General features: G+C 70.9%; 16 protein-coding genes. 6 read left to right on the top strand and 10 right to left on the bottom strand.

What is annotated here, in order from left to right; genetic code table 11:
• Window positions 1–205: 205 nt before the first annotated feature.
• From VFS34_15100 to VFS34_15085, 4 genes are read right to left on the bottom strand one after another with little or no spacing between them, the layout of a single operon-like run.
• Window positions 206–910: a dolichyl-phosphate beta-glucosyltransferase gene (locus tag VFS34_15100; GenBank protein ID HET9795778.1), complete on the bottom strand. Its 705-nt coding sequence runs from the start codon at window positions 908–910 to the stop codon at window positions 206–208.
• Window positions 907–1554 carry a class I SAM-dependent methyltransferase gene (locus VFS34_15095; GenBank protein HET9795777.1) on the bottom strand — a complete coding sequence of 216 codons (648 nt, stop codon included), beginning with the start codon at window positions 1552–1554 and terminating at the stop codon, window positions 907–909. The genes VFS34_15100 and VFS34_15095 overlap by 4 nt, the downstream gene beginning before the upstream one ends.
• Before the next feature lie 35 nt (window positions 1555–1589).
• Window positions 1590–2243 (bottom strand): RDD family protein, encoded by a 654-nt coding sequence (locus VFS34_15090; protein ID HET9795776.1) that lies wholly within the window; start codon window positions 2241–2243, stop codon window positions 1590–1592.
• A complete protein-coding gene (locus VFS34_15085) occupies window positions 2240–4492 on the bottom strand; it encodes a tetratricopeptide repeat protein (GenBank protein ID HET9795775.1) in 2253 nt (750 codons plus the stop codon). Before VFS34_15085 ends, VFS34_15090 begins: the two co-directional genes overlap by 4 nt.
• Window positions 4493–4528: 36 nt before the next feature.
• Between VFS34_15085 and ftcD the strand changes: the two genes are divergently transcribed.
• Complete coding sequence (gene ftcD, locus VFS34_15080) at window positions 4529–5431, top strand: glutamate formimidoyltransferase (GenBank protein HET9795774.1); 903 nt, start codon at window positions 4529–4531, stop codon at window positions 5429–5431.
• 216 nt (window positions 5432–5647) lie between these two features.
• On the opposite strand, the gene VFS34_15075 is transcribed toward ftcD, so the two are convergent.
• The 4 genes from VFS34_15075 to lpxC are packed head-to-tail and all read right to left on the bottom strand — an operon-like array spanning window position 5648 to window position 10644.
• The gene (locus VFS34_15075) at window positions 5648–7006 is read right to left on the bottom strand and encodes a sigma-54 dependent transcriptional regulator (protein ID HET9795773.1); all 1359 of its coding nucleotides are present in this window, start codon (window positions 7004–7006) and stop codon (window positions 5648–5650) included.
• The gene (locus VFS34_15070) at window positions 7003–9147 is read right to left on the bottom strand and encodes an ATP-binding protein (protein HET9795772.1); all 2145 of its coding nucleotides are present in this window, start codon (window positions 9145–9147) and stop codon (window positions 7003–7005) included. The genes VFS34_15075 and VFS34_15070 overlap by 4 nt, the downstream gene beginning before the upstream one ends.
• On the bottom strand, window positions 9147–9710 hold the full coding sequence (locus VFS34_15065; GenBank protein HET9795771.1) for a DUF4390 domain-containing protein: 564 nt from the start codon (window positions 9708–9710) through the stop codon (window positions 9147–9149). Before VFS34_15065 ends, VFS34_15070 begins: the two co-directional genes overlap by 1 nt.
• A 58-nt stretch (window positions 9711–9768) precedes the next feature.
• On the bottom strand, window positions 9769–10644 hold the full coding sequence (gene lpxC, locus VFS34_15060) for a UDP-3-O-acyl-N-acetylglucosamine deacetylase (GenBank protein HET9795770.1): 876 nt from the start codon (window positions 10642–10644) through the stop codon (window positions 9769–9771).
• Between the two features lie 190 nt (window positions 10645–10834).
• On the opposite strand from lpxC, the gene VFS34_15055 reads away from it, so the two are divergent.
• Together VFS34_15055 and smpB are read left to right on the top strand one after the other, a co-directional pair.
• Entirely contained in the window at window positions 10835–12442 is a 1608-nt protein-coding gene (locus VFS34_15055; GenBank protein ID HET9795769.1) for an HD domain-containing phosphohydrolase, read from the top strand.
• A 172-nt stretch (window positions 12443–12614) separates the two neighbouring features.
• Window positions 12615–13097, top strand: a complete 483-nt coding sequence (gene smpB / locus VFS34_15050; protein HET9795768.1) for an SsrA-binding protein SmpB — start codon at window positions 12615–12617, stop codon at window positions 13095–13097.
• A gap of 55 nt (window positions 13098–13152) precedes the next feature.
• Here smpB and VFS34_15045 read toward each other — a convergent pair whose 3' ends face one another.
• A complete protein-coding gene (locus tag VFS34_15045) occupies window positions 13153–17352 on the bottom strand; it encodes a S8 family serine peptidase (GenBank protein HET9795767.1) in 4200 nt (1399 codons plus the stop codon).
• Window positions 17353–17432: 80 nt separating this feature from the next.
• Here VFS34_15045 and VFS34_15040 point away from each other — a divergent pair, with 80 nt between their 5' ends.
• From VFS34_15040 to VFS34_15030, 3 genes are read left to right on the top strand one after another with little or no spacing between them, the layout of a single operon-like run.
• Entirely contained in the window at window positions 17433–18161 is a 729-nt protein-coding gene (locus VFS34_15040) for a UDP-2,3-diacylglucosamine diphosphatase (GenBank protein HET9795766.1), read from the top strand.
• Window positions 18158–19414 carry a 3-phosphoshikimate 1-carboxyvinyltransferase gene (gene aroA, locus VFS34_15035; GenBank protein HET9795765.1) on the top strand — a complete coding sequence of 419 codons (1257 nt, stop codon included), beginning with the start codon at window positions 18158–18160 and terminating at the stop codon, window positions 19412–19414. The genes VFS34_15040 and aroA overlap by 4 nt, the downstream gene beginning before the upstream one ends.
• Window positions 19415–19442: 28 nt before the next feature.
• Complete coding sequence (locus tag VFS34_15030; GenBank protein ID HET9795764.1) at window positions 19443–23522, top strand: sigma 54-interacting transcriptional regulator; 4080 nt, start codon at window positions 19443–19445, stop codon at window positions 23520–23522.
• A 276-nt stretch (window positions 23523–23798) separates the two neighbouring features.
• On the opposite strand, the gene VFS34_15025 is transcribed toward VFS34_15030, so the two are convergent.
• Window positions 23799–25160, bottom strand: a 1362-nt coding sequence (locus tag VFS34_15025) for an aconitase family protein (GenBank protein ID HET9795763.1), incomplete at its 5' end; no start/stop codon positions are given.

Here is a 25160-nt window from a genome sequence, read left to right as displayed (position 1 = left end):
CACCGCGGTGCTGAAGGTGCAGGCGGAGGTCTGCCTGACGTGCGCCGGCCGGATCTACACGCAGAAGGCGGTGCGTCAGTTCGAGAAGCTGCGGGAAAAGCTGGAGGCGAAGGAGACGGTCGGGCTGACGCCCGTCGGCTCGACCTATCACGTCGGGTGAGCCGGACGCGAAGCGGGCGCGCCGGGCCGGCCCGGCGTCCGCCGCCTATTTCCCGACCCGGAGGCGGATGCGGATCAGGTCCCGCATCGTGGGGATCAGGTCGCGCACGACCGATACCTTCGATTCGGGGGAGTTGAACCAGAGGACCGGGACCTCCGCGATCCGAAGGCCCCGCGCGCGGGCGAGCGCGAGGATCTCGACGTCCCACGCGAAGCGGTCGATCCGGGCCGCGGCGAAGAGCTCGCGGGCGACGTCGCCGTCGAACAGCTTGAAGCCGCACTGCGTGTCGCGGATTCCGGGGACGGAAAGCGCCCGCACGACGCGGTTGAAGAGCTTTCCCAGGGCCCGCCGGTACCACGCCTGCCGCCTCCGGACGGTCGCCTCGTCGAGGGCGCGCGACCCGATCGCGACCGGCGCTCCGGCGTCGCGGAGCCGCCGCCACTCCTCGATCGGCGTCGAGAGATCCGCATCGCTGACGAGCACGCGCTCGCCCCGGGTGCGCGCGACGCCTTCGCGGATCGCGGCCCCCTTCCCCCGGTTCCGCGGGAGGACGACGACCTCGACGGGAGCACCCGCCGCGGGCGCCGCGGCGCGCGCGGCCTCCGCGGTCCGGTCGGAGGATCCGTCGTCGACGACGACGATCTCCCACTGCGATTCGCCGGCCCCGCGCAGGTATTCCCCGATGCGCGCGAGGGTCGCGGGGAGCCTTCGTTCCTCGTTGAACGCCGGCACGACGAGGGACACGTTCATGGGGTCCGCTCGGCCTCGATGACGAACTGGTAGCCGAAGAGCGTGGGCCACAGGGAAGCGGCCGCCGAGAAGAGAGCGCGCGCCGGCGCGCGCAACGGAGCGCGCCGGAGAACGGGGATCGCGAGCTCGGCGGGAATCGGGGTCGGGTGCAGGCGCCGGATCCGGAAGCCGGCGTTCTCGACGAGCCGCCGGGCGGACCGGCGCGTGAAGAACCGCAGGTGGGTCCGGTCGAGGATTCCCGCTTCCGCGTACTCGAACCGTCCCGCGAGGAGCGCGAGGCGGATCGCGACGTTGGCGACGTTCGGGAGCGAGACGAAGAGCGCTCCCCGGGGAGAGAGCCACCGGCGCACGCGCGCGAGGACCGCGGCGGGATCCTCGAGGTGCTCCAGCACGTCGGCGCAGACGACGACGTCGAACGTCCGGCTCCAGCTCTCGACGTTGGCGACCGAGTCGCTCACCCACTCGTCGTAGGCGCCGAGCGGCGGCCGGACCGCGGCGTCCGGCTCGACCCCCGCGACGTGCACGAAATGGCCCGCGATCTCCCGCCCCAGGTGTCCCGCTCCCGCGCCCAGGTCGAGGAGGGACCCGCCCGGGGGAAGGGCGAGGAGCGCCCGCCGGAGACGGTCGTGGGACGAGCCGGGGATCTCTTTCCAGCCGTACCGGGACGCGTCCGCGGCCTTCAGGCGACCGGCTCCCGCGCCGAGAGGAGGGGGCGGCCCGAGAGCAGGTCCGCCGGCGTCCGCCGGCGGCGGTCGAAGAGCATCGTGGCGAGCGGAAGCCCGGCCAGCACCGCGGTGAGCGCGGTCGCCCCCCATCGGACGAGCGAGGCCGCGAACTCCGGCTTCTCGCCGGAAGGGTCGTCGGCGGTCAGGTCCGCGAGCGCCATTCCCGGCGTGCGCCCGAACAGCGCGAGCGTCGGAACGACCAGGAAGAACGAGACGAGGAGCGCGAAGAGACCGCACCAGAGCCATCCCTCGACCGACGGAGAGCGGCGGACGAGCGCGGCCGCGCCGAGAAAGCTCGCCGCGGCCACGATTCCGCAGAGCGAAGCGTCGGCGAGGAACGCCGTCAGGCGCGGAGCGGCGGGCGCCGCGCGGGGCGCCTCCTCCCCGGGAACGGAAGCCGCCGGCCCGGCGTCGTCGAAGAGCGACACGGTCTCCGCCGGCGCTTCCTCCGGCGTCCCGCGGGCGGGCTCCGGCTCGGGGAAGAGCGCGGGCGGGTGCCGGATCAGCACCCGGCCGAGCGGGTCGTCCGGCTCTTCCGACAGACCCGCGTCGATCTCCGGCGATTCGCCGCTCCAAAGCTCCGGTTCGTCGGGGTCGCGGCGTTTCACGGCCGCGGGCGCAGGTACTTCAGATAGACGCGGGCGAGGAGATCCGCGGGCTTGCCGACGTACCGCTGCGCGAACGCCTTCTGCCGTTTCGACAGCGCATCGTCCGGATTGACCCCGAGGGCGTCGTCGAACGCCTTCGCGGCCTTGTCGTAGAGATTGTTCTGCAGCGCGATCACGCCCTGGTTGTAGTAGCAGCGGACGAGATAGCTCTTCACGTCCGCGTTCTGGTGATCCGCCTGGTAGAGGCGCCACAGGATCGGCAGCGCCGAATCGTAGTCGCCGTCGTTGAAGAGCTTCACGGCCGGCGAGATCTCTTCCACCTTCGCGGCCGCCTCGCCCATTTCGCGCTTGAGATCGGCGTCCCCCGGATAGCCCGCCGAGGCCTGGTGGAAAGCCGTGAGCGCGGCGATGTAGCGATGGTCCGCGAGCGCCGCTTCGGCTTCCTGCCGCTGGGCGGCCGCCGTCGGCGGGGGCGCTGCGGAGGTCGCCGGGGCCGGCGCGTTTTCCGGCGGCGGAGCGGCCGCCGGTCCGAAGTTCGCGAGCATCTTCTGCGCGCGGGCGTATTGCGGGTCCTCCGGCGGAACGCGGGCGAGCGCTTCGCGGGCCTCGTCGACTCTTCCTTCCTGGAAGAGGCGCGTCGCTTCCGCGATCCGGTCGGGACCGGCGGCCGCGCGGGCCGGGCGCGAGGGCGGCGGGGGCGCGGCGGCCGGATGCGGCCGGAACATCAGGAACAGCCCGATCCCGATCGCGACGACGAGAGCTGCGGCGACCGGGAGGAGCGGGATCCGCGGCCGCGCGGCGCCGCGGGACGGCGCGGGAGCGCGTCTCGGCTCCTCGGCTCGAGGCTCTTCCTCCTCCGCGAGGACGTCGCCGGCGGGGGCCGCCGCCGAGAGGTCGTACGACGCGGTCGGGCGCGCGAGATCCTCCTCGATGCGGTGCAGGTACGACCGCGCCGTCGATTCGTTCTCGTCGATCGCGAGGACCTCGAGGAATTTTTCGCGCGCTTCCTTGACCTTTCCGGACTCGTAGAGGGACCGGCCCTGCTTGAGCGCGTCGGCCACGCGCCGATGGGTCTCCGCGATTCGCGTCCGCGCGTTTTCGATCCGCGACGCCGCTTCCGGGTTGCTGAGATCGGAAAGGAAGACCCGGGACCAGACTTCGATCGCGCCCTGGTGATCTCCCCGCTCGGCGAGGCGATCCCCTTCGTCGAGGAGGCGCTGGATCTCGGGGGAAGCGCCCGCCGGCGCCGCAGCGGGCGGCGTTTCCGGCGCCGCCGGCTCGAGCGACACCTCGGGCGTCGAGGTGCTCCAGAAGTCGCCGAACGAGGAGGGGTCCGGCGCGGGCGCCGTTTCTCCGGAGGGCGACGCGGCGGAATGTTCGGGCACCGGCGCCCATTCCTCTCCCGGAGGAACGTCGAGAGAAAGCGAGTCGAGCGCCAGAGGCCCGGTCGCTTCCCCCGGAGGAGGAGCCGCCGGCGCGACCGGAGGCGGAGGGGCAGGCGCTTCCGGCGGGAGAGGCGCTTCCGGCGGGGGAGGCGCCGGCGCGAAGCCGAACGGTTCCGGCGCGGAAGTCTCGGGAGTGGTCTCCGGGAAATCCGAGAACGGAAAATCGAAGGCCGGCATCTCCTCGGGCGGCGGCGCCGGTTCCGCGGCGGCCGCCGGAGCGGCCGGCTCGTGGAGGCGTTTGGCCAGACGCTCGAGTTCGGGATGTTCCGGGTCGAGGCTGCGCATTCGTTCGAAGTTGCGTTTCGCCTCGTCCGTCTGTCCCGATTCGAGCGCGAAGAGCGCGCGCTGCCGGAAGTTTTCGACGTGCGGCTGGAGCTCCTTCTTGCGGGTCGCCTTCTCGAGGATCTCCCGCGCGTCGCTGTTGCCGGGAAGCACGGAAAGCACCCGGTTCGAGCTTTCGATCGCGCGGTCGAAGTCGCGGTCCGCGTATGCCTCGATCGCCGAGATGAGGAGCTTGTCGGGGGCGGCCGCGCCGAGCTTCTCCATCGGGGTGAGCGTTTCCGCCACGAACGATTCGAGCTCGGCGAGGTCGACCGACGCGTTCGGATCGCGCGCCTTCTCGAGGAGACGCTTGGCGGGGACGAAGCGGGGATCCATCTTGAGGATGAAGTCGCACCCCACGGCGCAGTCCTCGGTCTTTCCCGCCTTGAAGAGATTGAGCGAGTGCCGGAACGTGGAGAGAATCTTCTCGCGGGCTTCCCGAGGGAGCCCGGGATTGCCCGGATACGCGATATTGTCGGCCATCGAAGTCGGGACAGAATAGCAAAGCGAGGTGGGAAATTGAAGCAGATCGTCGAGTGCGTTCCGAACTTCTCGGAAGGGCGCGACGGCGAGATCGTGCGCGCGATCGCCGGGGCGGTCGCCGCGGTCCCCGGCATCAAGGTGCTCGACCTGACCTCGGATGCCGACCACAACCGGTCCGTGCTGACGTTCGTCGGGGAACCCGGCCCGGTGCGCGACGCCGTGGTCGCGCTCTTTTCCGCCGCGCTGCCTCGGATCGACCTGCGCCGCCACCGCGGCCAGCATCCGCGTCTCGGCGCGGTCGACGTGGTCCCGTTCATCCCGATTCGCGACATCGACGCGAAGGAGTGCGTCACCCTCGCGCGCGAGGCGGGGAAGACGATCGCGGAGCGCTTCGCGGTCCCTGTCTACCTCTACGAGGACGCGGCCACGTCGGAAGAGCGCCGGAACCTCTCGAACATCCGCAAGGGAGAATTCGAGGGGCTCGCCGAGAAGATGAAGCAGCCCGGGTGGACGCCCGACTTCGGCCCGGCGGAGCCGCACCCCTCGGCGGGCGCCACGGTGCTCGGCGCGCGCATGCCGCTGATCGCCTACAACATCAACCTCGGGACGTCCGATCTCTCCGTCGCCGACCGGATCGCGAAATCGATCCGCCACGTCGGCGGAGGGTTCCGGTACTGCAAGGCGATGGCGGTGGATCTCAAGGATCGCGGCGTCGTCCAGGTCTCGATCAACATGACCAACTACAAGAAGACTCCCCTCTTCCGCGTGTTCGAGTGCGTCAAGTCGGAGGCGGCGCGCTTCGGCGTCAACGTCGTCGGGAGCGAGATCGTCGGGCTCACGCCGGCCGAGGCGCTGTACGAAGCCGCCGAGTTCTATCTGCGGATCGAGAAGTTCTGCCCGGAGCTGGTGCTGGAGACGAAGCTCATGAAGGCGGACTAGCGGGAGCGCCGATGCATCGCGCCGGACGGGCGCGAACAGCCCCGTTTCGCTCTCCGACGTACGCTCGGTACGCCTGCCGGCGCCCCGGGCGGTCCGCATCCCGTCGCGCTCGCGCCTCGCCGCGCGTCGTGGTGAGCAATCGGGACCGGCGCGCGCCGGGGAGTCTGAGCCGGGGCTTGGAAGAACTTCGCGCCTCGATCGCAAAGAGTGTGGCGTTCACTCTCTCTCGACGTCGATGCCGTACCCCTTCAATTTTCTGTAGAAGTGGGAGCGTTCCACTCCCAGCTCCTCCGCGGTGCGCGTGACGTTGCCGCGGTTCTTCCGGAGCGCGGAGAGGATGAACCGGCGCTCGAAGTCGTCGCGCGCCTGGCGCAGGGAGGAGAAGTCCGCGGGCATCGGGATCACGTCGCTCTCCACGATCTCCGCCGGAAGGTCGCGCAGGTCGATCGTGTCGCCGGGCGCCATGATCATGAGCCGCTCCACGAGGTTCTTGAGCTCGCGGGCGTTGCCCGGCCACGCGTAGGCGCGAAGCTTCTTCAGCGCGGCCTCCGAGAACGCCTTCGGCCTCTGCCCGGCCTTCTGCGCGGCCTCCCGGAGGAAATGCATCGCGAGCTCGGGCACGTCCGCGCTCCGCTCGCGGAGCGGCGGCAGCGAAAGGGGGACGACCGCGAGCCGGAAGTAGAGGTCCTCGCGGAAGCGGCCCGCCTTGATCTCCTCCGGGAGGTTCTTGTTGGTCGCCGAAATCACCCGGGCGTCGGACTCGATCGTCTTCGTCCCGCCGACACGGGTGAACCGCCCTTCCTGGAGCGCGCGCAGGACCTTCGCCTGCGTCCGCGCCGACATGTCGCCGACCTCGTCGAGGAAGATCGTCGCGCCGTCGGCCTCCTCGAACTTCCCCGCACGCTCGGCGGAGGCGCCGGTGAACGAGCCGCGCACGTGTCCGAAGAGCTCCGATTCGATCAGTTCCTCCGGGATGGCGGCGCAGTTGACTTCGACGAGGGGCGCGCCCCGCCGCGGCGAGTGCCGGTGGATCGTGCGGGCGACGATTTCCTTGCCGGTGCCGCTCTCGCCCGTGATCAGGACGCGCGCGTCGGTCGGAGCGACCTGCAGGATCTGCTCCCGGAGCTTGACGATGGCGGGAGTTTCGCCGATCAGGGTCTGCTCCCCCGAGGCCTTCTCCCGGAACCGCGCCACCTCTTCGGCCAGGTCGCGGTGGGCGATCGCCTTCTGCGCGGTCACGAGGACCCGCTCGAGCGAGAGGGGCTTTTCGAGGAAGTCGTAGGCACCCGACTTGACGGCACGCACGGCGGTCTCGACGTTCGCATGGCCGGAGATCATGACGACGGGAACGGTGGAGGCCTTTTCCCCGAGCTCCGCGAGGATCGCGAGACCGTCCTTGTCCTTGAGCCAGACGTCCAGGAACACGAGGTCGAACCGTTCCCGGCGCAGGCGGTCGAGACCCTCGACCCCGTCGGCGGCCGACTCGACCTCGTATCCTTCGTCGGCGAGCACCTGCGAGAGGGTCTGCCGGATCGCCCGCTCGTCGTCGATGACCAGGACGCGCCGCTTCTTCATGCCGCGGGGATCTCGATCACGAAGCGGGATCCTCGCGGCCGGTTCTCCTCCCAGCGGATCGTGCCGCGGTGGTCCGCGACGATCCGCGAGACGATCGCGAGCCCGAGCCCGGAGCTCCCCGGCTTGGTCGAGAAGTCCGGAAGGAAGATCTTTTCCCGGTCTTCCGGCCCGATCCCGGATCCCGTGTCGGAGATCTGGATCGTGAGGTTGCCCGCGCGCTCCTCGAGCGAGAGGACGATCGTCCCTCCCGCGTCGCACGCTTCGAGGGCGTTGTCGAGGAGGTTGACGAGCACGCGCTGGACCTGCTGCCCGTCGAGACGGTACACGCGGCGGGGGAGACGGTCTTCGAGAGCGATGACGACCCCCTCCTTCGCTTCCCGGTAGAGCGCGACCGTCTTCTCGACGAGAGCGGAGAGATCGGTGTCGGCGGGCCGCGATTCCGGCATGCGGGAGAACTTCGAGAACTGGTCGACGAGGGATTTCATGAGGTCGACTTCCTCGATGATCACCTCCGCGCCCTGACGAACCGCTTCCGCGGCGGACGGATCCCCGCTCCGGATCTTCCGCATCATGCGTTCGGCAGAGAGCCGGATGGGGGTGAGCGGGTTCTTGATCTCGTGGGCGACCCGCCGGGCCGCTTCCGTCCACGCCTGCAGGCGCTGAGCGCGCGCGACCTCGGTGGTGTCCTCGAGGGCGATCACGAAACCGCGGGATCCCCCTTCCTCGTTGGGCATCGCCGCGACCGCGACCTCCGCGCGCCGCGATGCGCCGGAGGAGATCTCGCGGAACGCGGGCTTCGCCCCGGTTCGGGCGGCGGCGAGCGCCTCGAAGAGCGGCGCGAGCTCCGGGCGCCCTTCGAGGGCATCGAGCGTCTCGGGCGCGCGGTCGAGACCGAGGATCTCGAGGGCGGCGGGGTTGGCCACCTGGATGCGTCCCGCCCGGTCGAGAGCGACGATTCCCGTGCGCGCGGTCTCGAGCACCGTCGAGAGGAGCTGGCGCTCGCGGTCGAGGCGCCGGTTGATCACCGTCAGATCGACGTTCGACTGCTCGAGCCGGCGCCGGGCCTCCCGGATCTCGGCCGTCATCGCATTGAAGGACTCGACCAGCACCCCGAGCTCGTCGCTCGCGGGAACGTCGACTTCGGCGGTCAGATCGCCCTGCGTGATTTTCTTCGTCGATTCCGCGAGCGCGCCGATCGGCGCCGTGATGCGGCGCGCGAGCGTCAGCCCGGTCCAGATCGCCGCGAACAGCAGCGCGAGCGTCAGGAGCGTGAAGACGAGGATGTTCGTCGCCTTGATCGCCGACTTCTGCACCTCCATCTTCCGGTAGTCGCTCCACGCGCCGGCGACGAAATCGCCGGCCGCCGCCTCCACGGGAGGCACCCGGAGGCCCACGACGACGACGCCCCGCCGGCTCCGGGCCGCGCTCCGGAACCACCGGGAGCCGTCGTGGAGGAAGTCGATCCAGCGCGTTTCGCCGCGGTCCCGCGCCTCGCCGAGCGAGGCGGCCGGCGCCGGGGGGGGGAGGGCGACCCCGGACGGCGCGAGACGCACGGGCGCCGCGGCGTCGGCGTACAGCTCCAGCCCCGAGAAGTCGCGCAGGCGCAGGTCGGCGGCCAGGATCGCCGCCGGATCGGGGCCGGGCGGCGTCCCGTCGAGCGTCGCGGCGAGCGCCCGCGCCTCGCGGCTGGCGGCGTCGGCGAGCCGGCGGTCGGCGACGTCGCGCAGCGCCTCCGAGCGGTTCACGATCGTCTCGACCGGGGTCGAGAACCAGCGGTCGATCGACCGCTGGAGGAGGTTCGTGGCGGCGAGGAAGAGGAGAGCGATCGGAATCGCGGTCAGGCCGAGCTGGGTGATCAGGAGCTTCGTCTTGAACTTCGCCCCGAGCACGCCGCGCCGCCGTTCGAGGAGGAGCTTGATCAGCGCGCGGAAGATCACGAAAAGGGTCGCGGCGATCAGGACGACGTCGAGGTACCAGAGGATGAAGAGCGGCACGCGGTTGACGAAGCTGCCTCCCGCGAGCGGGCTCGCCCCCTGCTGCGAGAGGTAGATCCCGCCCCAGATGAAGAAGAAGGCGAGCGCGACCCCGACGAGGAGCTGCGTCTCGCGACGGTGCCGCGCCGACCGGTCCGGGCCCGCCATCAGCGGAGGTCCGCGTCGTGGACCTTGACCGTCCTGGACTTCTTCCACTCGGTCGTCGAATCCACGGGCGCGAGGGCGAAGAAGTGGCCGGCGTCGTACGACGCGCGCATCTTCACGTAGAGGTGCTTGTGCGGCCACCCTCGCCGGACGCGGAACGCGGGGAGCCGCGTGCGCGCGACGAGGAGGCGGGCCGCCTCGGTGAAATCGGACGTCGCCACGCTCGCCGCCGGTTTCCGGTCCCAGTAATCCTTCACCACGTATTCGCGCTTGACCGGGTTGTAGGCCGCGGTCACGCGGAAGCGGTGGGCGTCGAGTTCCTGGTCGAACCAGTATCGGTTCCGTTCGGCGAGACGGACGTCGTAGTCGATCGAGGTCTCGAGACCGGACTCGATGCGCCGGGAGAGGTCGGGGTCGATCGCGCCGTTGAGCACGAAGGTCAGGAAGAGATCGTTTCCGCTCACGTCGACGACGAGCGGCGCGATGTGGGGAGCTTCCGCCCGCGCGGGTGCGGCGAGCGCGAATGCCGCGGCGGCCACCGCGAGACTCCGCCGAATCCGGTTCATGGCACGGATCTTAACCCGCGCCTTTCCCTCCCGGGGGCCGCGAACGGAGAGGCCGGACTCAGCCGGCGAAGGAAGGTTCGGCGTGGAACGCGACGGCGGAGGCGGGCCGCAGCGCATCTCCCGCGAGCTCGCTCACGAGTTCCGCGTGGAGCGCATGCCCGGCCTTGCGCGCGTGAATCCGCCCTTCCACGGGGCGGCCGAGGAGCGCGAGGTCGCCGAGCAGGTCGAGGATCTTGTGCCGCACGAACTCGTCCGAGAAGCGGAGCGGGCCGGAGAGGATCTTCTGGCCGTCGAGGACGATCGCGTTCTGGAGCGTCCCGCCGCGCGCGAGGCCCCGCTCGCGCAGGTAGTGGATTTCGTGCATGAACCCGAAGGTCCGTGCCGGCGCGATCCGCGAGGCGTACGCGTCGGGATCGACGTGGATCGTCATCGACTGGTGGCCGATCGCGCGGTGCGGGAAATCGATCTCGTAGGTGATCGTGAGCCCGCGCCCCGGCCGGAAGGCGATCGACTTGTCGCCTCGCCGGATCTCGCCCCGGCGCTCGATCGCGAGGACGCGCGCCGGCCGGTGCTGCCGCTCGATGCCGGCCGCCTGGAAGAGGCGCACGAACGGGAGCGCGGACCCGTCGAGGATCGGGAGCTCGTCGCCGCGGACCTCGACCTCGAGGTTGTCGATGCCGAGCCCGGCCGCGGCGGAGAGGGCGTGCTCGACGGTCCCGATCTGGACGGCGCCGCAGCCGAGCGTCGTCGCGTGATCGAACCCGAGGGCGCTCCCCGGGAGCGCGGGAAGCACGACCGCGGGGTGATCCTCGCGCCGAAACACGATCCCGTGGTCTTCGGGCGCGGGGCGGAAGGTCGCCTGCACGCGATGGCCCGTGTGCAGTCCCACTCCCTCGATCGATACCGGCGTCCGCAGCGTCGTCTGATCTCGCATCACGTCCCGGATATCGCAGCGGGCGTGCCACATCGCGACGGGACCCGGTGAACGGAACTCGATGAAAACAGGATCGTTCATGGTGACGGTCCGGTCCCGCTCGTGGTGGCCGGTGGCGTTTCGTTCACACGACCGTTGCGAAATCGCCACGGTTCGCCGTCTTTTCCCGAGATGTTACGATGATCGGGAAATGCTTGATCCGACGGTGGAACAGCGCTATCGGGAAGCGCTTTTTTCCCTTCTCGAGAAGAGCAAGACGACGCGATCGGCCCTGTATCTGATGGAGCCGACGGGCGAGTTCCGCCTCGTCACCCATTACGGCTTCTCCCCCCGGGACCTCCCGGTCGCGCAGTTCGGCAAGGATCATCCTCTCGTCGAATGGGTGAACCGGTTCCGCAAGCCCTTCTACTTCAACTCGCCCGTCGAAGCGGAGTCGTTGCGGCGGGACATGGAAGCCACCCACACCGCCCGCCTGATCGCCGCGCCGCTCTACGACGACGGACGCCTCGTCGGCATCGTCGAAGGGCGCGACAAGGCCGGAGGAGACCTCTACTACCCCGAGGACACCCGGGCGATTTCGGCCGTCGTCTCCGAGATCCTGAAGATCCGCCGGCAGGTGGCCGGAAGCCCGGAGCCGGCCCCCGGGCCTCAAGAGATCCAGGGGTTCTTCGACGTTCCCGCGGCGCCCGCTCCGGCGCCGGCCGCGGTCGAGCTTCCGGCCTCCGATCTTCCGAGGCCCAAGATCCGCCGCGTGGCGCCGCCGCCCACCCGGCCGCCGATCAGCCAGCGCGAGGCGCTGCTCTTCCGCGGATTCGCGTCGACCCTGCTCCTCGATCCGGACATCGCCGGCGTCGTCTTTTCGCTCTGGACCGACGCGTCGGCGGAGTTCTACATCGGCTCGCGGCGTCCGATCGCGCCGGCCGCGCAGGAAAGCGTCGTCGCGAGCGCCCAGGACGTCTTCAGCCGGCTCTTTCCCGGCCGGACGTCTCCTTCGGAACGGCGGTTCAACGTGGACTTCCCTCACGGCCGGAACGAAGCGGAGCTCGCACCGGGCGAGATCCGCGCGCTCCAGACATCGGCGCTCGTCTCCGAAGAGGGCCGCGCGATCCTGTTTTCCCTCATCTTCACCGCCGAGCCGGAGGCGTCGCGGGCGGCCGCGATCCGCGAGATCCATCTGCTGGTCCGGCGGTCGGTCTCGGAAACGCGAGAGGCGGCGCGCTACCGCGACGCGTTCCGGGGATTGATCCGGCGGCTCCTCGATCCGGGACTCAAGAAGTATTCGGCGCTCGTCACCCACAGCCTCTCGGTCGCCCGCATCGCCCGCCGGTTCGCCGGGTTCCTGCGGCTCCCCGAGACGACGATCGAACAGATCACGGTCGCCGGGATGCTCCACGACGTCGGACTCCGGGAGCTCTCGTACGACCGGCTCTCCGAGAAGCGCCCGCTGACCGAGGCGGAGTACCGACTCGCGCGCGACCATCCCTCGGTCGGCGCGATGCTCCTCGCCGACATCGAGTTTCCCTATCCGGTGATCCCTCTCGTGCTCCATCACCACGAGCGCTACGACGGGAGCGGGTACCCGGAACAGCTCCGCGGCGAGCAGATCCCGTTCGGCGCGCGGCTGATCCACATCGTCGAGGCGTTCGACGCGATGACCGCGCCGGCCTCCTACCGCCCGACGATCAGCCGGGACGAGGCGGTCGAGACGATCGAGTCGAAGGGAGGCACGCAGTTCGATCCGAATCTGGCGGCGAAGTTCCGGGACTTCATCGCCGGCGGCGGCCTCGACAAGTCTTAGATGCTGGCGCGGACCATCCATCGAGCGAATACGGGCGCGTGCCACCCGCGAGGCCCTGCGACGTACGCCCCGGTACGCCTCGGGACCTCGCGGGCGAGCCGCATCCCATCTCGCCCGCGTCTGGCCGCGCCTCACGCGCCGGCCATCTGAGACGCGATCGCAAGGCTTCCCGATGAGACCGGCATCGAGCAAGGACGATCCGTCGCGGCGCGTGATCGCGACGAACCGGAAGGCCTACCACGACTACTTCATCGAGGATCGGATGGAGGTCGGACTGGCGCTCTCGGGGAGCGAGGTCAAGTCGCTGCGCGAGGGGCGCGCGAACCTCAAGGACTCGTTCATCCAGTTCCGCGGCGGCGAGGCGTTTCTCGTGAACGCCCACGTCTCCGCCTACGGTCCGGCGTCGTGGACCGGCCACGCGCCCGAGCGCGACCGCAAGGTCCTGGCGCATCGCCGCGAGCTCGACCGCTGGGGAGGAGAAGTCGCGCGGAGCGGGGTGACGTGCATTCCGCTCCAGCTCTATTTCAAGGGCCCGCGGGTCAAGGCGGAAATCGCGCTCGTGAAGGGCAAGAAGCTCCACGACAAGCGGCAGACGATCCGGGAAAACGAGCTGAAGCGAGAAGCCGATCGCGCCATGCGCGAACGCCGCCGGTAGGGGGCGCTGCGCCGCCGTCACGCCGATCCGGTCCCCGAGCCAGCTCCCGCGACGGTTACTCGGCCGGCACGAAGATGGAGTCGCCCGTGATGTTGTCCACCACGGTTCCGAACGCGATCACCTTCCCGGCGCCCGAAACCACCGTGAATTCGATGTAGCCGTTCGGGACCGCGGCGGCGCCGACGAGCTCGGCCGCGCCGGTCATCACGAACGTGTTGGCGCCGGTGGAGTAGGTCCTGGTCCCGAGCGGGATTCCGTTCTCGTCGAAGAACGTCGCGCGCACGGTCACCGGCGCTCCCCCGATTTCGGTGAAGCCGAAGTTCGTGCGGAAACGCGCGTCGTGCTCGAGATGGATCGACACGGCGCGGCCTCCGGCACCGATCGCGCCCGCGGACGTCCCGTTCACGAAGAATCCGAAGCTGCCGCCGCCCGAGGCGTTCGGCGTCGACGTGAGGACGGACGCCGTGAGCCGGGTCGGAGAATCGGGATGGATGCGGATCGCCGCGACGCCTTCCCCGGCGAAGCCGAAGAGCGTCCGGAGCACGTCCGGGAAGAGGAGCGTCTGCCCGGCCCCGATCGCCACCGGCGCCGGGGGGGCCGGCAGGGGAGCCATTCCCGCCCCCGGGACGAGCGTGAACGTGAGGGTTCTCGGAGCGGTCGAGGCATTCGACACGGCGAGGTCCGACGTGAAGAACGTCCCTCCGGCGCCGTGGATCCGGCCGGCGCCCGGGACGATTTCGTCGTCGGAAGCCTCCGGAGCGGCGGTCGCAACCGACAGGAGGGTGTCTCCCGATTTCTCGTCGACGGTCGCGGCGTAGGGGAGCACCCTTCCGCCGGAGAGCACCGTGAAATCGATGCGCGCGGCGGGAGCGGAGAAGCCGTGTCCCGGTTCGCGCTGGAAGTTCGCGTATCCGGGAATGGTGTCCGTGTAGCTCCCGACCGGGGATCCGTCCCGGGCGAAACCCTCGATGCGAACGGTCGTCTGGCCGCCGGTGATCTCCGTGACCCCGACGTTCGTGTGATAACCGGCGCCCGTCGGAATTCCGTTCGCGATCGCCGGAGCGTCGGCCGCTCCCACGCCGCCCGTCGCGGAGACCGACCCCAGGAACGTTCCGAACGTCCCGCCTCGAGAGTCCGCCGTGTAGGCGCGCGACGAGGCGAGGAACGGATGACCGTCCTGGGAAACGAGCACGAGGCTCCCGGCGTCGTTGGCGAGGTGGAAGTCCTGCTGGACGAGATCGTCGAGCGCGAACGACTGCCGCGGGAGGAGCTGGTGCGCGACGTGGAGGGTCCCCGCGCCGGCGCCCGGCTGCCCCTCCGGGACGTAGAACGCGTCGATCGTCAGGATGTGGGAAGAGTCGGGGTTGACGAGCCGCGCGTCGCTCCGGAACGGGAACTGCGCGCCCTGGATGTGCGCGACGAGAGGAATCGAGCGCCGATACGTTCCGCCGGAAGCCGCGGGGATCGCCTCGTTCGTGACGCCCGCGCCGAAGCGGGTCACGATCGTGTTGCTCACGTTTCCCGCCGCGTCGGTCACGGAGACGCCGACGCTCGCGCAGCCGGCGCACCCGAACGTCCCGGTGAAGCTCGGGATCTGGAGGTCGAGCGACAGATCGGGAGAGGACGTGTCCACGTTCAGATCGGCGAACGTATCGGAGATGGTCCCGAGCAGGGCTCCGGAGTCGTCGTAGAAATCGAGCGTGATCGAGGCGAGATCCGCGTCGTCGTCGTGGGCGACGAGACTGATGTCGAGCTGGTTGTTCGCCGCCGTGTACGCCGAGGTCGCCGATTCGAGCGCGGGAGGAGCGCCGGCGGGAAACGCGAGGCGCACCCAGTAGGGAATCGAGAGCGTGCCGGGGATCGACGCGCCTCCGTCGGAGACGAGAATCGCGCCCTCGGAATCGTTCTGTCCGTCGAGGAGGCCCGGGTGGAGGACGAGCGAGAGCGTGAACGTCCCGGAGGCATGGGCGGCGACGGTCAGGCTCGCCGGCGAGACGGCCGGCGCGATCGCCGGATCGGACAGGCCCGCCGTCGTTTCGGCCGAGAGGGTGTAGGTGACGGCCGCGTCGGTCTTGTTCTCGATCGTGAACGCGCGGTCGAGCGCGTGCGCGTTCGGAACGGCGTTGAAGGCGACCCGGCGGTACGAATAGCTCGCCGGCAGGACGATCGAGCCGACGCGCGACGCCGCCTCGAGATCGATGTTGCCGGAACCGCGCCGGAGGACCGAGAGGTTTCCGATCGCGATCGGATCGCCCCCGTTCGTGGGGCGCGCCGCCGTCTCCATCAGCGCCGCCTTGATCTCGGCGGGAGTCCAGTCGGGATGCTTCTGCCTGACCAGCGCGGCGCTGCCGGCGGCGCGCGGCGCGGAGAAGGACGTGCCCTGGCCGAACGCGAACCCCGACGGATCGAAGAAGGGAGACGGGTCGATCTCGTCGTCGCCGAACCGGCCGTCGCCGAGCGCGCTGTCGTCCTGGACCGCCGCGTAGCTCCCGGTGCCGACCGTCGTCAGGTCGGGCTTGATCTGGAGATCGAGGGTCGGCCCGATCGAGGAGAAGTTCGCGAGCTCGCGGCTCGGCGTCGAAAACACCGCCGGCGGAGTGCCGTCCGGCGCGGGGCCGAAGCTGCCCGTCGCGGAAGGGGGATTTCCGGGGTTCGCGTCGACGTACGTCTTGAGGTTCAGGCCGTCCGTCCGGCCGATGAAGATTCCCGGGATCGACGTCGGCCCGATCGCGGCGACGAGGATCTGGTCCCCGCCGTCCGAGCCGTCCGCCTTGTTGTAGATGACGACCCCGCGCGCGCCCGCCGCCTCCGCGTTCTGGACCTTCGTCTGGAAGGTGCAGGTGCCGCGCTGGATCACGACGACCTGGCCGGAGAGGGGGAGACCGGCGCCTCCCAGAGCGACGCACGCCGTGCCGTCGCTGGAGCCGTCGAGCGCGTCCCAGTCGGCGAACGGCGCCGAAAAAGCAACCGTGGGAAAAGGAGGAGGAATGGTATTTCCGTTCGCGTCGGTGTGCTGCGCCTGGGCGCCGATGATGTTCGTGACGTTCGCCGGCGGGGCGGTGTGCCCCGAGGTCATCGCGACCCGCGCGAGCTGGGACGAATCGAGGCCCGAATGGCTGTTCGTGGAGGCTCCCACGGCGATCACCTCCGGCACGTCGGCCGTCGAGCTGATCGAATCGGGATTCGGGTTCCCGCTCGCGTCCTGGCCCGCGTTGCCCGCGGAAACCGTGATCGTGACCCCGGCCGCGATCGCGTTCTGGATCGCCTCGTTCTCCGCGGCGGCGCTGTACAGGAACGGCTCGTTCCCGTTCGGGTCGGAAAGGCCGAAGCTCATGTTCAGGACGTTCATGCCGTCCGCGGTCGCTTCCTCGATCGCCGCGATGATGTTGTCCGTGTACGCGCCCGGCGAGAACACCTTGTAGTCGCCGATGTACGCCTTCGGCGCGACGCCCTCGAGGGTCACCGGGCGCCGGCCGTTCCCGGAGAGCGTCACCTTCGCCCCGGCCGCGACGCTCGCCGTGTGCGAGCCGTGTCCGGAGAGGTCCTGCGCCGTCTTCTGCAGGTCGGAGAGGCGGGAATCGCTCGCGTCGACGATTCCCTGGAAATACTTCGCGACGATCACCTTCGAGTTCGCGAAGCCGTTCCCGTCGTTCTCCTTCGGGAAACCGGCGGGCATCGGAAGCGACGGGTCGGAGAACATCGGGTTCGAGAAATCGACGCCCGTGTCGAGATCGGCGATCTTGACGCCGCGGCCCGCCTCGCCGTCACCGCCGAGGGCGGTCCAGAACGCGGGCGCTCCCATGAGGGGATTCGACGCGTCGAGATGGAGCGCGTACTTGCGGACGGGGTAGACCGCCCGCACCCGCGGATCGCTCCGGAGCTGCGGAAGGGCACCGGACGGCACGAGGACGGCCATGCCGTTCAGGACCCGGGCGTAGCGCGCGCCGGCGGTGAAGCCTCCGATCCGCCCGCTCATGTCCGCGGCGAACTCCTCCTGGCGGTTTCGGATCGCCTCGACCTTCGCGTCGAGATCGGCCGACGGCGCCGCTGCGCGAAGGCCCTCGCGGACGCGCGCCGCCACGGCGGGCGGTTCCCGGAAGACGACGACGTACGCTTCGCGCCCGTCGGCGGCGAGAGCGGTCTTCATCGGCTCGACAGGGAGCGTCGCGCGCGCGGCCGCGCCGCGGGCGGCGGCCGCCCCGAGGGAAATCGATGCGAGAAGGAGGAGAGTCCGGGCGACGGTGCGAAGGATCACGCGAGCTCCTTGACGGTTGGGACCACTGTCTCTGGGGTCGCGCGGGAGAACGCTCCGGCGCGGCCGAAAATTCCTCCCCGATGCTATCCTCAAAAACGTTGATCGCCGTCCTCGCCGACTCTCATCTGGGACCCCGTTCCGCGGACGTGGAGCCGTTCCGGCGCGCCGTGAGCCAGATGCGCCGCCGGGGCGCGACGGCCCTGTATCTCCTCGGCGACGTGTTCCACTATCTGGTCGCCGATCCGAAATTCGCGACCCCCGGACTCGCGCAGTTCCTCGAGACGATCCGGGAGCTCCGCGCCGCCGGCACCCGGGTCGTCTACGTCGAAGGGAACCGGGATTTCTTCCTCCGCGGCTCGTTTCTCGAGCCGGAGTTCGACGAGGTCGCCGAGCGCGCGACCTTCCGCGCCGGCCCGCGCTCCTTCTTCCTCACCCACGGCGACACGATCAACTCGCGGGACTGGCCCTACCGGTTCTGGCGGTTCGCGTCGAAGAACCGGCTCTCGTGGGCCGTGATGAAGCTGCTGCCGCGTTCCGCCGCGAATCGATTCGTCGCCTCGATGGAGCGCCGGCTCGCCGACACGAACTTCCGGCACAAGTCGCGGCTCCCCGTCGAGATGATCGAGCGGTACGCGCGCCGCCGGCGCCGCGAAGGGTTCGACGTCGTTCTCCTCGGCCACTTCCACGAGGCGTGGCGCGGCTCGTGGGGCGATGCCTGCGCCGAGATCGTCCCGCCGTTCCTCGAGGAGAAGAGCTGGATCGAGATCGACGGCGAGGGGCGCACCGGCCGCTTCGCGCTCGCGCCGTGATCGTCGCCGCGGTTCCGGCGCGCGGGCCGTTCCGCGGAGCCGTCGCGGTGCCGCCGTCGAAGAGCTTCACGAACCGGGCCCTCGTTCTGGCCGCGCTCGCGCCTCATCCCGTCGCGATCCGGCGCCCTCTCGACTGCGACGACGCCGACTCCCTGGTCGCGGCGTTGCGCGCGGCGGGGATCCGAATCCGGCGCGAAGGCGCCGATCTCGTCGTCGAGCCCGGGGATCCGCCGAAGACCGAGGCGGTCCTGGACGTGCGGGACTCCGGGACGGCGTGCCGATTCCTCGCGGCATTCGCGGCGGCGACCCCCGGCCTTCGCGCGGTCCTCACCGGGAGTCCCCGCCTGTGCGAGCGGCCGATCGGCGCGCTGGTCGAGGCCTTGCGCGCCATCGGCGGCGACATTTCGTACGCGGGACGCGACGGGTTTCCTCCGCTCGCGATCCGGGGAAGGGAGCTCGAAGGCGGCCCGGTCGACGTCGCGACGTCGGAATCGAGCCAGTTCGCGTCGGCGCTCCTGCTGGCCGCTCCCCGGTTCCGCCGCGGGATCGACCTCGGGCTCTCGGGAGCGGCGGTCTCCCGGGCGTACCTCGACACGACCCGCGAGGCGCTCGCGGCGGCGGGCATCGACGCGAGCGGCGGAGGCGGCCGTTTCCGGGTTCCGCCGGGGTCGGCGGTTCGATCCGAGATCTTGACCGTCCCGGGAGACTGGTCGTCGGGCGCCGCCCTCGCGGCGGCGGTCGCCGTCGCGGGTGGATCGCTCCGGATCGAACACCTGCCCTGGCCCTCGTCGCAGGCCGACGCGCGAGCGCTCGATGTGCTGAAGGAAATGGGGGTCGCGGCCGAGCCGGAACCTTTCGCCGTCACCGTCTCGGGAAGAGCGAAACGGCCCGTCCGCGTCGACGCGGCGGACTTTCCGGACGCCGTTCCGGTCCTCGCCGCGGCGGCCGCGAGGGTCGACGGGGAGAGCGCGTTTTGCGGCATCGCGCACCTGAGACTCAAGGAGAGCGACCGGATCGCGGCGCTCGAGGACCTCTTTCGCGCGGCGGGAATCCGCGCCGGCTCCTCGGAAGACGCGCTCTCGGTGGCGGGCGGAGGCGGCGGGCGTTCGGCCGCGCTCCTGCCCACGCGCGCCGATCACCGGATCGTCATGGCCGCCACTCTGCTCGCGTTCGCCGCCGGCGGGTTCGTCGAGAGCCCTCGCGCGGTCGACAAGTCGTATCCCGGCTTCTTCCGCGACGTGTTCGGGATATGATCGCGCCGCTTTCACAATCGACGAACCGATGTCTTCGCCGGCCGCTGCTCCCGCTTCGCCGGACGATCGGATCCTGCTGCCGATCGGAGGGTCTCCGTCCGCTCGCCGCCGCGCCGCGGCGTTTTTCGTCCTCGAGCATCCGGTGCTCCCGCGCTTCACCGGGATCGCCGGCGAAGACGGGCGCCTCGCGGCGACGTTCCGGCGGCGCGACGGCACTCCGCTTCCGGTCGTGCGGCATTCGCGCGAGACGTCCGCGGCGCTCTTCCTGCAGGCGGTTTCGGCGGCGGTGTTTCTGGGGACGCGCGGATTTCCCCTCGAACGCTCCGATTTCGACGACGCCCTGGTCGAAGTCTGGGAAGGGTCGCCCCATCTCTGGCTCGCCCGGCCTCCGCGGTCGATTTCCGCGGACGCGGCGTCGGCGGAAGGGCCGGCGTCTCTTCTCGCCGCTCTCGTTCCTCTCTTCTTCGGCCGTTCGTCCCGCGGCGGCGCGCGGATCGAGTCGGCCCCGCGGAAACTCCTCGACCGCTGGCTCGATCCTCTCGCGCCCCCCGGCCGTCCCGACGCGGCCCTCGTCGAGGTCTACCGCGCGTTCCCCTTCCTGACCGGCGAGGCATTCGCGTCGGTCCGCCGGCGCGGCATCGGGTACGAACCGCGGGGGCTCGACGCGGGAGAACGCCGCCATCGCGCGGCGGCGGAGGTCGCGGCGCGGCGACTCGCCGGCCGCGCCGCATCCCTCTTCCACCCGGGAAGGAGCGCTCTCATCCCGTACGAGGCGCTCCGCGCCTCTCTCGGCCTCGGTGGCGCGGAACGCGGCGCCGCGGAAGCCGCCCTCCGCGAGCGCGCGGCGGTGGAGACCGACTGGATCCGCGTCGATCCCGAGGACTGGGACGCGGGTTCGGCCGCGCTGTTCGAAGAGGTCGCCTCGCGCCACGGCATCGAGATCGCCGAGTGGAGCGGCGAGCGCGCTTCGCTTCGCCCCGACGAGCTCCGGACCGCGCTCTGGATCGCTTCCCCGGACCTCGCCTCCTCCGTCGCTCTCTACGAGGCGCTCGCGGCGGTGCTGGCGCGGCGGCCCGCGCGGGTCCGCGCCGCGGCCGCGCGCTTCGTGTCTTCCCCCGACTATGGAGCGTTCCTGGCGCGGGGAACCCTTCCCGACGCGATCCGGGAAGCGGATGCGGATGCGGCCGCCCGCGAGCTGGCCGCCCTCTCGCGCGACGAACGGCGCGCGATCGGCATCTTCCTCGCGCACCCGGCGGGGGGGACGCCGTCGGGCGTCGACGCCGTCGACGGCTCCGGCGCGTTCCTTCCGGCGGCTCGGCGGCTCGCGGCGTCCGGATGGCTGGTCGAGGACTCCGGCGACGGGCGATGGCGGCCGTCGGACCCGTCCGCGCGCGCGGATCTCGCATCGGTCTACGCGCCGGAGGAGCGTCGCGCGTTCGCGGAGCTCTGGCTTCCCGCCGTGCGCGATCCGCTGTGGCGGTGCGTGCTCGCGATCGAGGGGGATCGCGCGGAGGTCTTCGCCGCCGAATCCGACCGCCTGCTCGGCCGGCAGCCCGCCCCGCAGCGGCCCCGGGCTCTCGACGCGCTGATCCAGGCGGCCGCGCGCTGGGGGAAAGGCGCGCCCCCGGCCGTCCGCTACTACCACGCGGACCGGCTCGTCGAACTCGGGCTCGTCGAGGAGGCCAGGGACGTCTGGCGGACGCTTGCCGCCGAAGGCGACTCCCCCTGGGAACGGGCGGCCGTGGCGCGGCTCGCCCGGGCGGCCGAATCGGAAGGAGACATCGAAGGGGCGCGCCGGTGGGCGGCGCTCGCCGAACGGCCGGGCGGGTCGGCCGACGGGATCTCGGCGGCGCGCCGCGCTCTCGCCCGGCTCGCGGCCTCCGAGGGAAGGTTCGAAGACGCCGAAGCGATCCTCGCGCGCGCGTCGAACGAGAGCGGATGCTCGGAGGAAGAGAAGCTCGAGATCGCGCTCGCCCGCGCGGCGCTCCGCGGCCTCCGGGGCGACGGCGACGGAGAGCTCGCCGAGTACGCCGAGCATCGCCGACGGATCGCCGCGTCGGGCGAGCGTCTCCAGTTCCGGTTCCTCCTCGGCGAGGGAACGGCGCTGTCCAATCGCCGCGATCACGCCGGGGCCGCCGTCCGGTTCGCCGAGGCGCTCGACGCCGCCCGCGATCCCGAAGAGCGGGGCGCCGCCTCGATCGACCTCGCCGTCGAGACGTACCTCCTCGGCGACGCGGCCGAGGCGGAACGCCGGCTCCGGGAAGCCGCGGGAATCCTTCGGAGGGCGGGGTGCGTCGCGCTCGCGCGCACGGCGGCCGCCAACCTCGTCAATCTCCTGATCGAGACGGGTCGAGACGCGGACGCCGAGCCGTTGATCGACCGGATGCGCGCGGAGTCGGAACGGATCGGGGACGTCAAGGGACGGATGCTCGCCCTCGCGTTCCGCTCCCGCGTCGCCTTCCGCCGGGGCCGGTTCGCCGCGTCGCGAGCGGACCGCCGCGAGGCGCTGGATCTCTGCGAGCGGCTTCGCGAGACGATCGAGAAGCAGGAGCTCGAGATCGACGAGTCGGACGCGCGCCTCTTCGCCGGGGATCCCGAAGGAGCCCTCGCGTTCGCGCGCCGCGCGGCGGAGAGGGGCGACATGGCGGGGTGCCGGGAGAGGGCGGTCGCGCGGGTGGCGGATCTCGAGCGGTGGGCCGCCGGCGTCGTCCCGGAGGAGGCGGAGCTCGAGAAGGCGTTCCGCTCCGCTCCCGAGGCCGCCGCGGAGCGGGTGCTCCGCGCCCGGGCGTACTTCGGCGCGCCGTTCGAACTGTCGCATGCGGGAGTCGCGGCGCGTGCCCGCGACACGCTGCGGCGCGCCGGTCGGCAGGAGCTCGCCGACGCGGTTCTCCCGGGAGCGTCGGCGGTCGATCCGGCGCGGCTCCGCCGCCTGCGCGACCGGATCGCCGCGGGCGACGAGCCCCTCCGCGTCGTCGGCGACGACGGCGAGATCTTCTGGAGGTCCGCGAGTTTCGAACGTGCGGTCTGGCGGCGCCCGCTCGCCTGGGGCGATCCGCCGCTCTTCCTCGAGGGCGGGGAATCGGAGCCCGACGTCACGGCGCTGCTCTTCGAGACGATGCGAAATCGGGCGGACATCGCCGTGCCCGAGGCGGCCGCGCAGGGAGGAATCGCGCTCCTCCGCGCGAGCGGCATCGTGACCGGCGACCGCTCGATGGAAGCCGTCGGCGCCCGTCTCGCGCGGATCGCGCCGCAGAGCGTCACGGTGTTCATCCGCGGCGAGTCGGGCACGGGGAAAGAGCGGGTCGCCCGCGCCGTGCATCGGCTTTCTTCGCGGGCCGGAGGGCCTTTCGTGCCGGTCAACGTGGCGGCGTTTCCGGAGGCGCTCCTCGAGGACGAGCTCTTCGGCCATGCGCGCGGCGCGTTCACCGGCGCCGACCGCGATCGGATCGGCCTGTTCGAGGCCGCCGGCGGCGGAACGCTCTTCCTCGACGAGATCGGCGACCTCTCCGCGCCGCTCCAGGCGAAACTCCTCCGCGCCCTGCAGGAGCGCGAGATCCGGCGGGTCGGGGAGAACCGCCATCGCGCGGTGGACGTCCGCCTGGTTTCGGCGACCGCGAAATCCCTCGAAACCGCGGTGGAGAGGGGGACCTTCCGCGAGGACCTGTACTACCGGATCAAGGTCGCGACGATCGAGCTTCCGCCGCTGCGCGAGCGGGGCGAGGACGTCGCGCTCCTCGCCCGTCACTTCGTCGATCGCTACGCCGCCGAGTACGGAAAGGGTGCCGTGCGGCTCGCCGCGGCCGCGCTCGCGACGCTGCGGGGTTGCCGGTGGCCGGGAAACGTCCGCCAGCTCGAGAACACGATCATGGAAGCCGTCGCGCTCGCCGATCCGGGCGCCACGCTCGATCGCGACGCTTTTCCCCGGCTGCGCCCCGCCGCCGAGGAGCCGTCGGGCAGCTACCGGGAGCGGGTCGACGCGTTCCGGCGACGAATCGTCGAGGAGGCGCTCGCCCGAACCGGCGGGAACCGGACGCATGCGGCGAAGGAGATGGGGGTATCGCGGCAGGCGCTGCTGTATCTCATCCGCGAACTCGGCGTTCGCGGATAGGGGCGCGGCCCATACGGGTCGTTATGCGGGAGCGTTCGGCCGGCTGGCGGCGCTCGACGTACGGGCCGGGACGCCTCGGCCGCCGGCTCGACCACCCGCATCCCGCCTTCCAACCCGTCTGACCCGCGCCTCGGAGGCTTCGGCTCACCAGGTTCCGCTCAGGTACAGCGGCACTTCGTTCTCAGGGGGGCCGGGCGAAATCGTGTATTAATATTCCGTGACGGAAACACCGAGGCGCGGCGAGACGCGCCCGTATTCGTTCGATGGATCGCCGCGCTAGCCGGCAGGCCTCCACTCGGAGATCTTTCCCGCGAACGCCGACGCGGCCACGGTGTACGGCGACGCCAGATACATCTGGCCGGGTCCGGAGCGCCCCGGGAAGTTCCGGTTGATCGCCGAGACCGTGACCTGGTCCCTGCGCGTGGAAACGCCGGGCCCGGCGTTGATGCAGGCGCCGCACGAAGGATCGATCGTCTTCGCTCCGGCCTCCTCGAAGAGGGCGAGGTAGCCCTTTTCCTCGCAATAGCGCTTCACGTCCTGGGAGCCGAACTGGATCCAGAAGGTCACTCCCTCGGCGACCTTCCGCCCGTCGCGCACCGCGTCCGCGCAGACCGCGGCGTACATGTCCATGTCGGTGCATTTCCCGGCCGTGCACGATCCGCCGTAGGCGATCTCGATCGGCACGTCGCCGAGATCGGAGAGCGCCTTGCCGTTGCCGGGATCCCCGGGCAGCGCGACCATGCTGCCGATCCCGGCGGCGTCGAAGACGAGCGTCTCCGACCAGCGGGCGTCCGCGTCCGAGGAGAGCCCTTCGCAGAGGCGTTCCGCCTCCGCCCGCGGCATCCCGCGATGCGCGACGAGGAAATCGACCGTCTTCCCGTCGGGTGCGACGATCCCGGTGAAAGCTCCCACCTCCGCCGCCATGTTCGTCATCGTCGCGCGCTCGTCGACCGAGAGCGCGCGCACGGCGTCGCCCGTGTACTCGAGGATCTTGCCGATCGCCTTTCCTTCCTTGACGTACGGATGCGCGAGGATCGCGAGCATGAAGTCCTTGGCCGTGACGCCGGCGGGCTTTTCCCCGCGGATCTCGATCTTCACGGACTCGGGAACCGTCACCCGGACGTCGCGCGTCGTCCAGGAGTTGAAGACGTCGGTCGTGCCGACGCCGAACGCGACGCAGCCGAGAGCGCCGCTGTGCGGCGTGTGCGAGTCGGAACCGATGATCACCTGGCCGGGGAGCGCGTAGTCCTGATACATCACCGAGTGGCAGATCCCTTCGGATCCGCCGCTCTCGACTTCGCCGTGCAGGCGAATCCCCTGCTTGAGCGCGAATTCCGCCTGGCGCGTCGCGAGCTCGTTGGCCGCGTCGAGGAGGCCGGCCGCGACCCGATCGGGCGGCATCACGTACTTGAGGAACGTCAGGTGGTCGCGGAAGAAGAGGATGCTTCCCGGTTCGTTGACCGGGGCGTCCTTGCCCACGAAGTGCTCGAAGAAGATGGAGGCCATGGGGGTGACGTACTCGTGCGAGAAGCGCAGGTCGGCGCGGGCAAAGCCGGTGTCGCCCGGCTTCACGTAAGGCACGCCCTGCTCCCCCTTCTCATTGACCATGTGCCGCGCAAAGATCTTCTCGGCAAGGGT

The sequence above is a fragment of the Thermoanaerobaculia bacterium genome, assembly GCA_035717485.1.
Classification (GTDB): domain Bacteria; phylum Acidobacteriota; class Thermoanaerobaculia; order UBA5066; family DATFVB01; genus DATFVB01.
Note: the sequence above shows the minus strand (reverse complement) of the source record. Positions and strands in the feature narration are given on the sequence as shown.

Bases quoted from the DNA above. Each gene is read 5' to 3' on its own strand.
- VFS34_15100 (HET9795778.1), bottom strand. From the start codon at position 910: ATGAACGTGTCCCTCGTCGTGCCGGCGTTCAACGAGGAACGAAGGCTC.
- VFS34_15085 (HET9795775.1), bottom strand. From the start codon at position 4,492: ATGGCCGACAATATCGCGTATCCGGGCAATCCCGGGCTCCCTCGGGAA.
- VFS34_15075 (HET9795773.1), bottom strand. From the start codon at position 7,006: ATGAAGAAGCGGCGCGTCCTGGTCATCGACGACGAGCGGGCGATCCGG.
- VFS34_15070 (HET9795772.1), bottom strand. From the start codon at position 9,147: ATGGCGGGCCCGGACCGGTCGGCGCGGCACCGTCGCGAGACGCAGCTC.
- VFS34_15065 (HET9795771.1), bottom strand. From the start codon at position 9,710: ATGAACCGGATTCGGCGGAGTCTCGCGGTGGCCGCCGCGGCATTCGCG.
- lpxC (HET9795770.1), bottom strand. From the start codon at position 10,644: ATGCGAGATCAGACGACGCTGCGGACGCCGGTATCGATCGAGGGAGTG.
- VFS34_15055 (HET9795769.1), top strand. From the start codon at position 10,835: ATGCTTGATCCGACGGTGGAACAGCGCTATCGGGAAGCGCTTTTTTCC.
- smpB (HET9795768.1), top strand. From the start codon at position 12,615: ATGAGACCGGCATCGAGCAAGGACGATCCGTCGCGGCGCGTGATCGCG.
- VFS34_15040 (HET9795766.1), top strand. From the start codon at position 17,433: ATGCTATCCTCAAAAACGTTGATCGCCGTCCTCGCCGACTCTCATCTG.
- VFS34_15030 (HET9795764.1), top strand. From the start codon at position 19,443: ATGTCTTCGCCGGCCGCTGCTCCCGCTTCGCCGGACGATCGGATCCTG.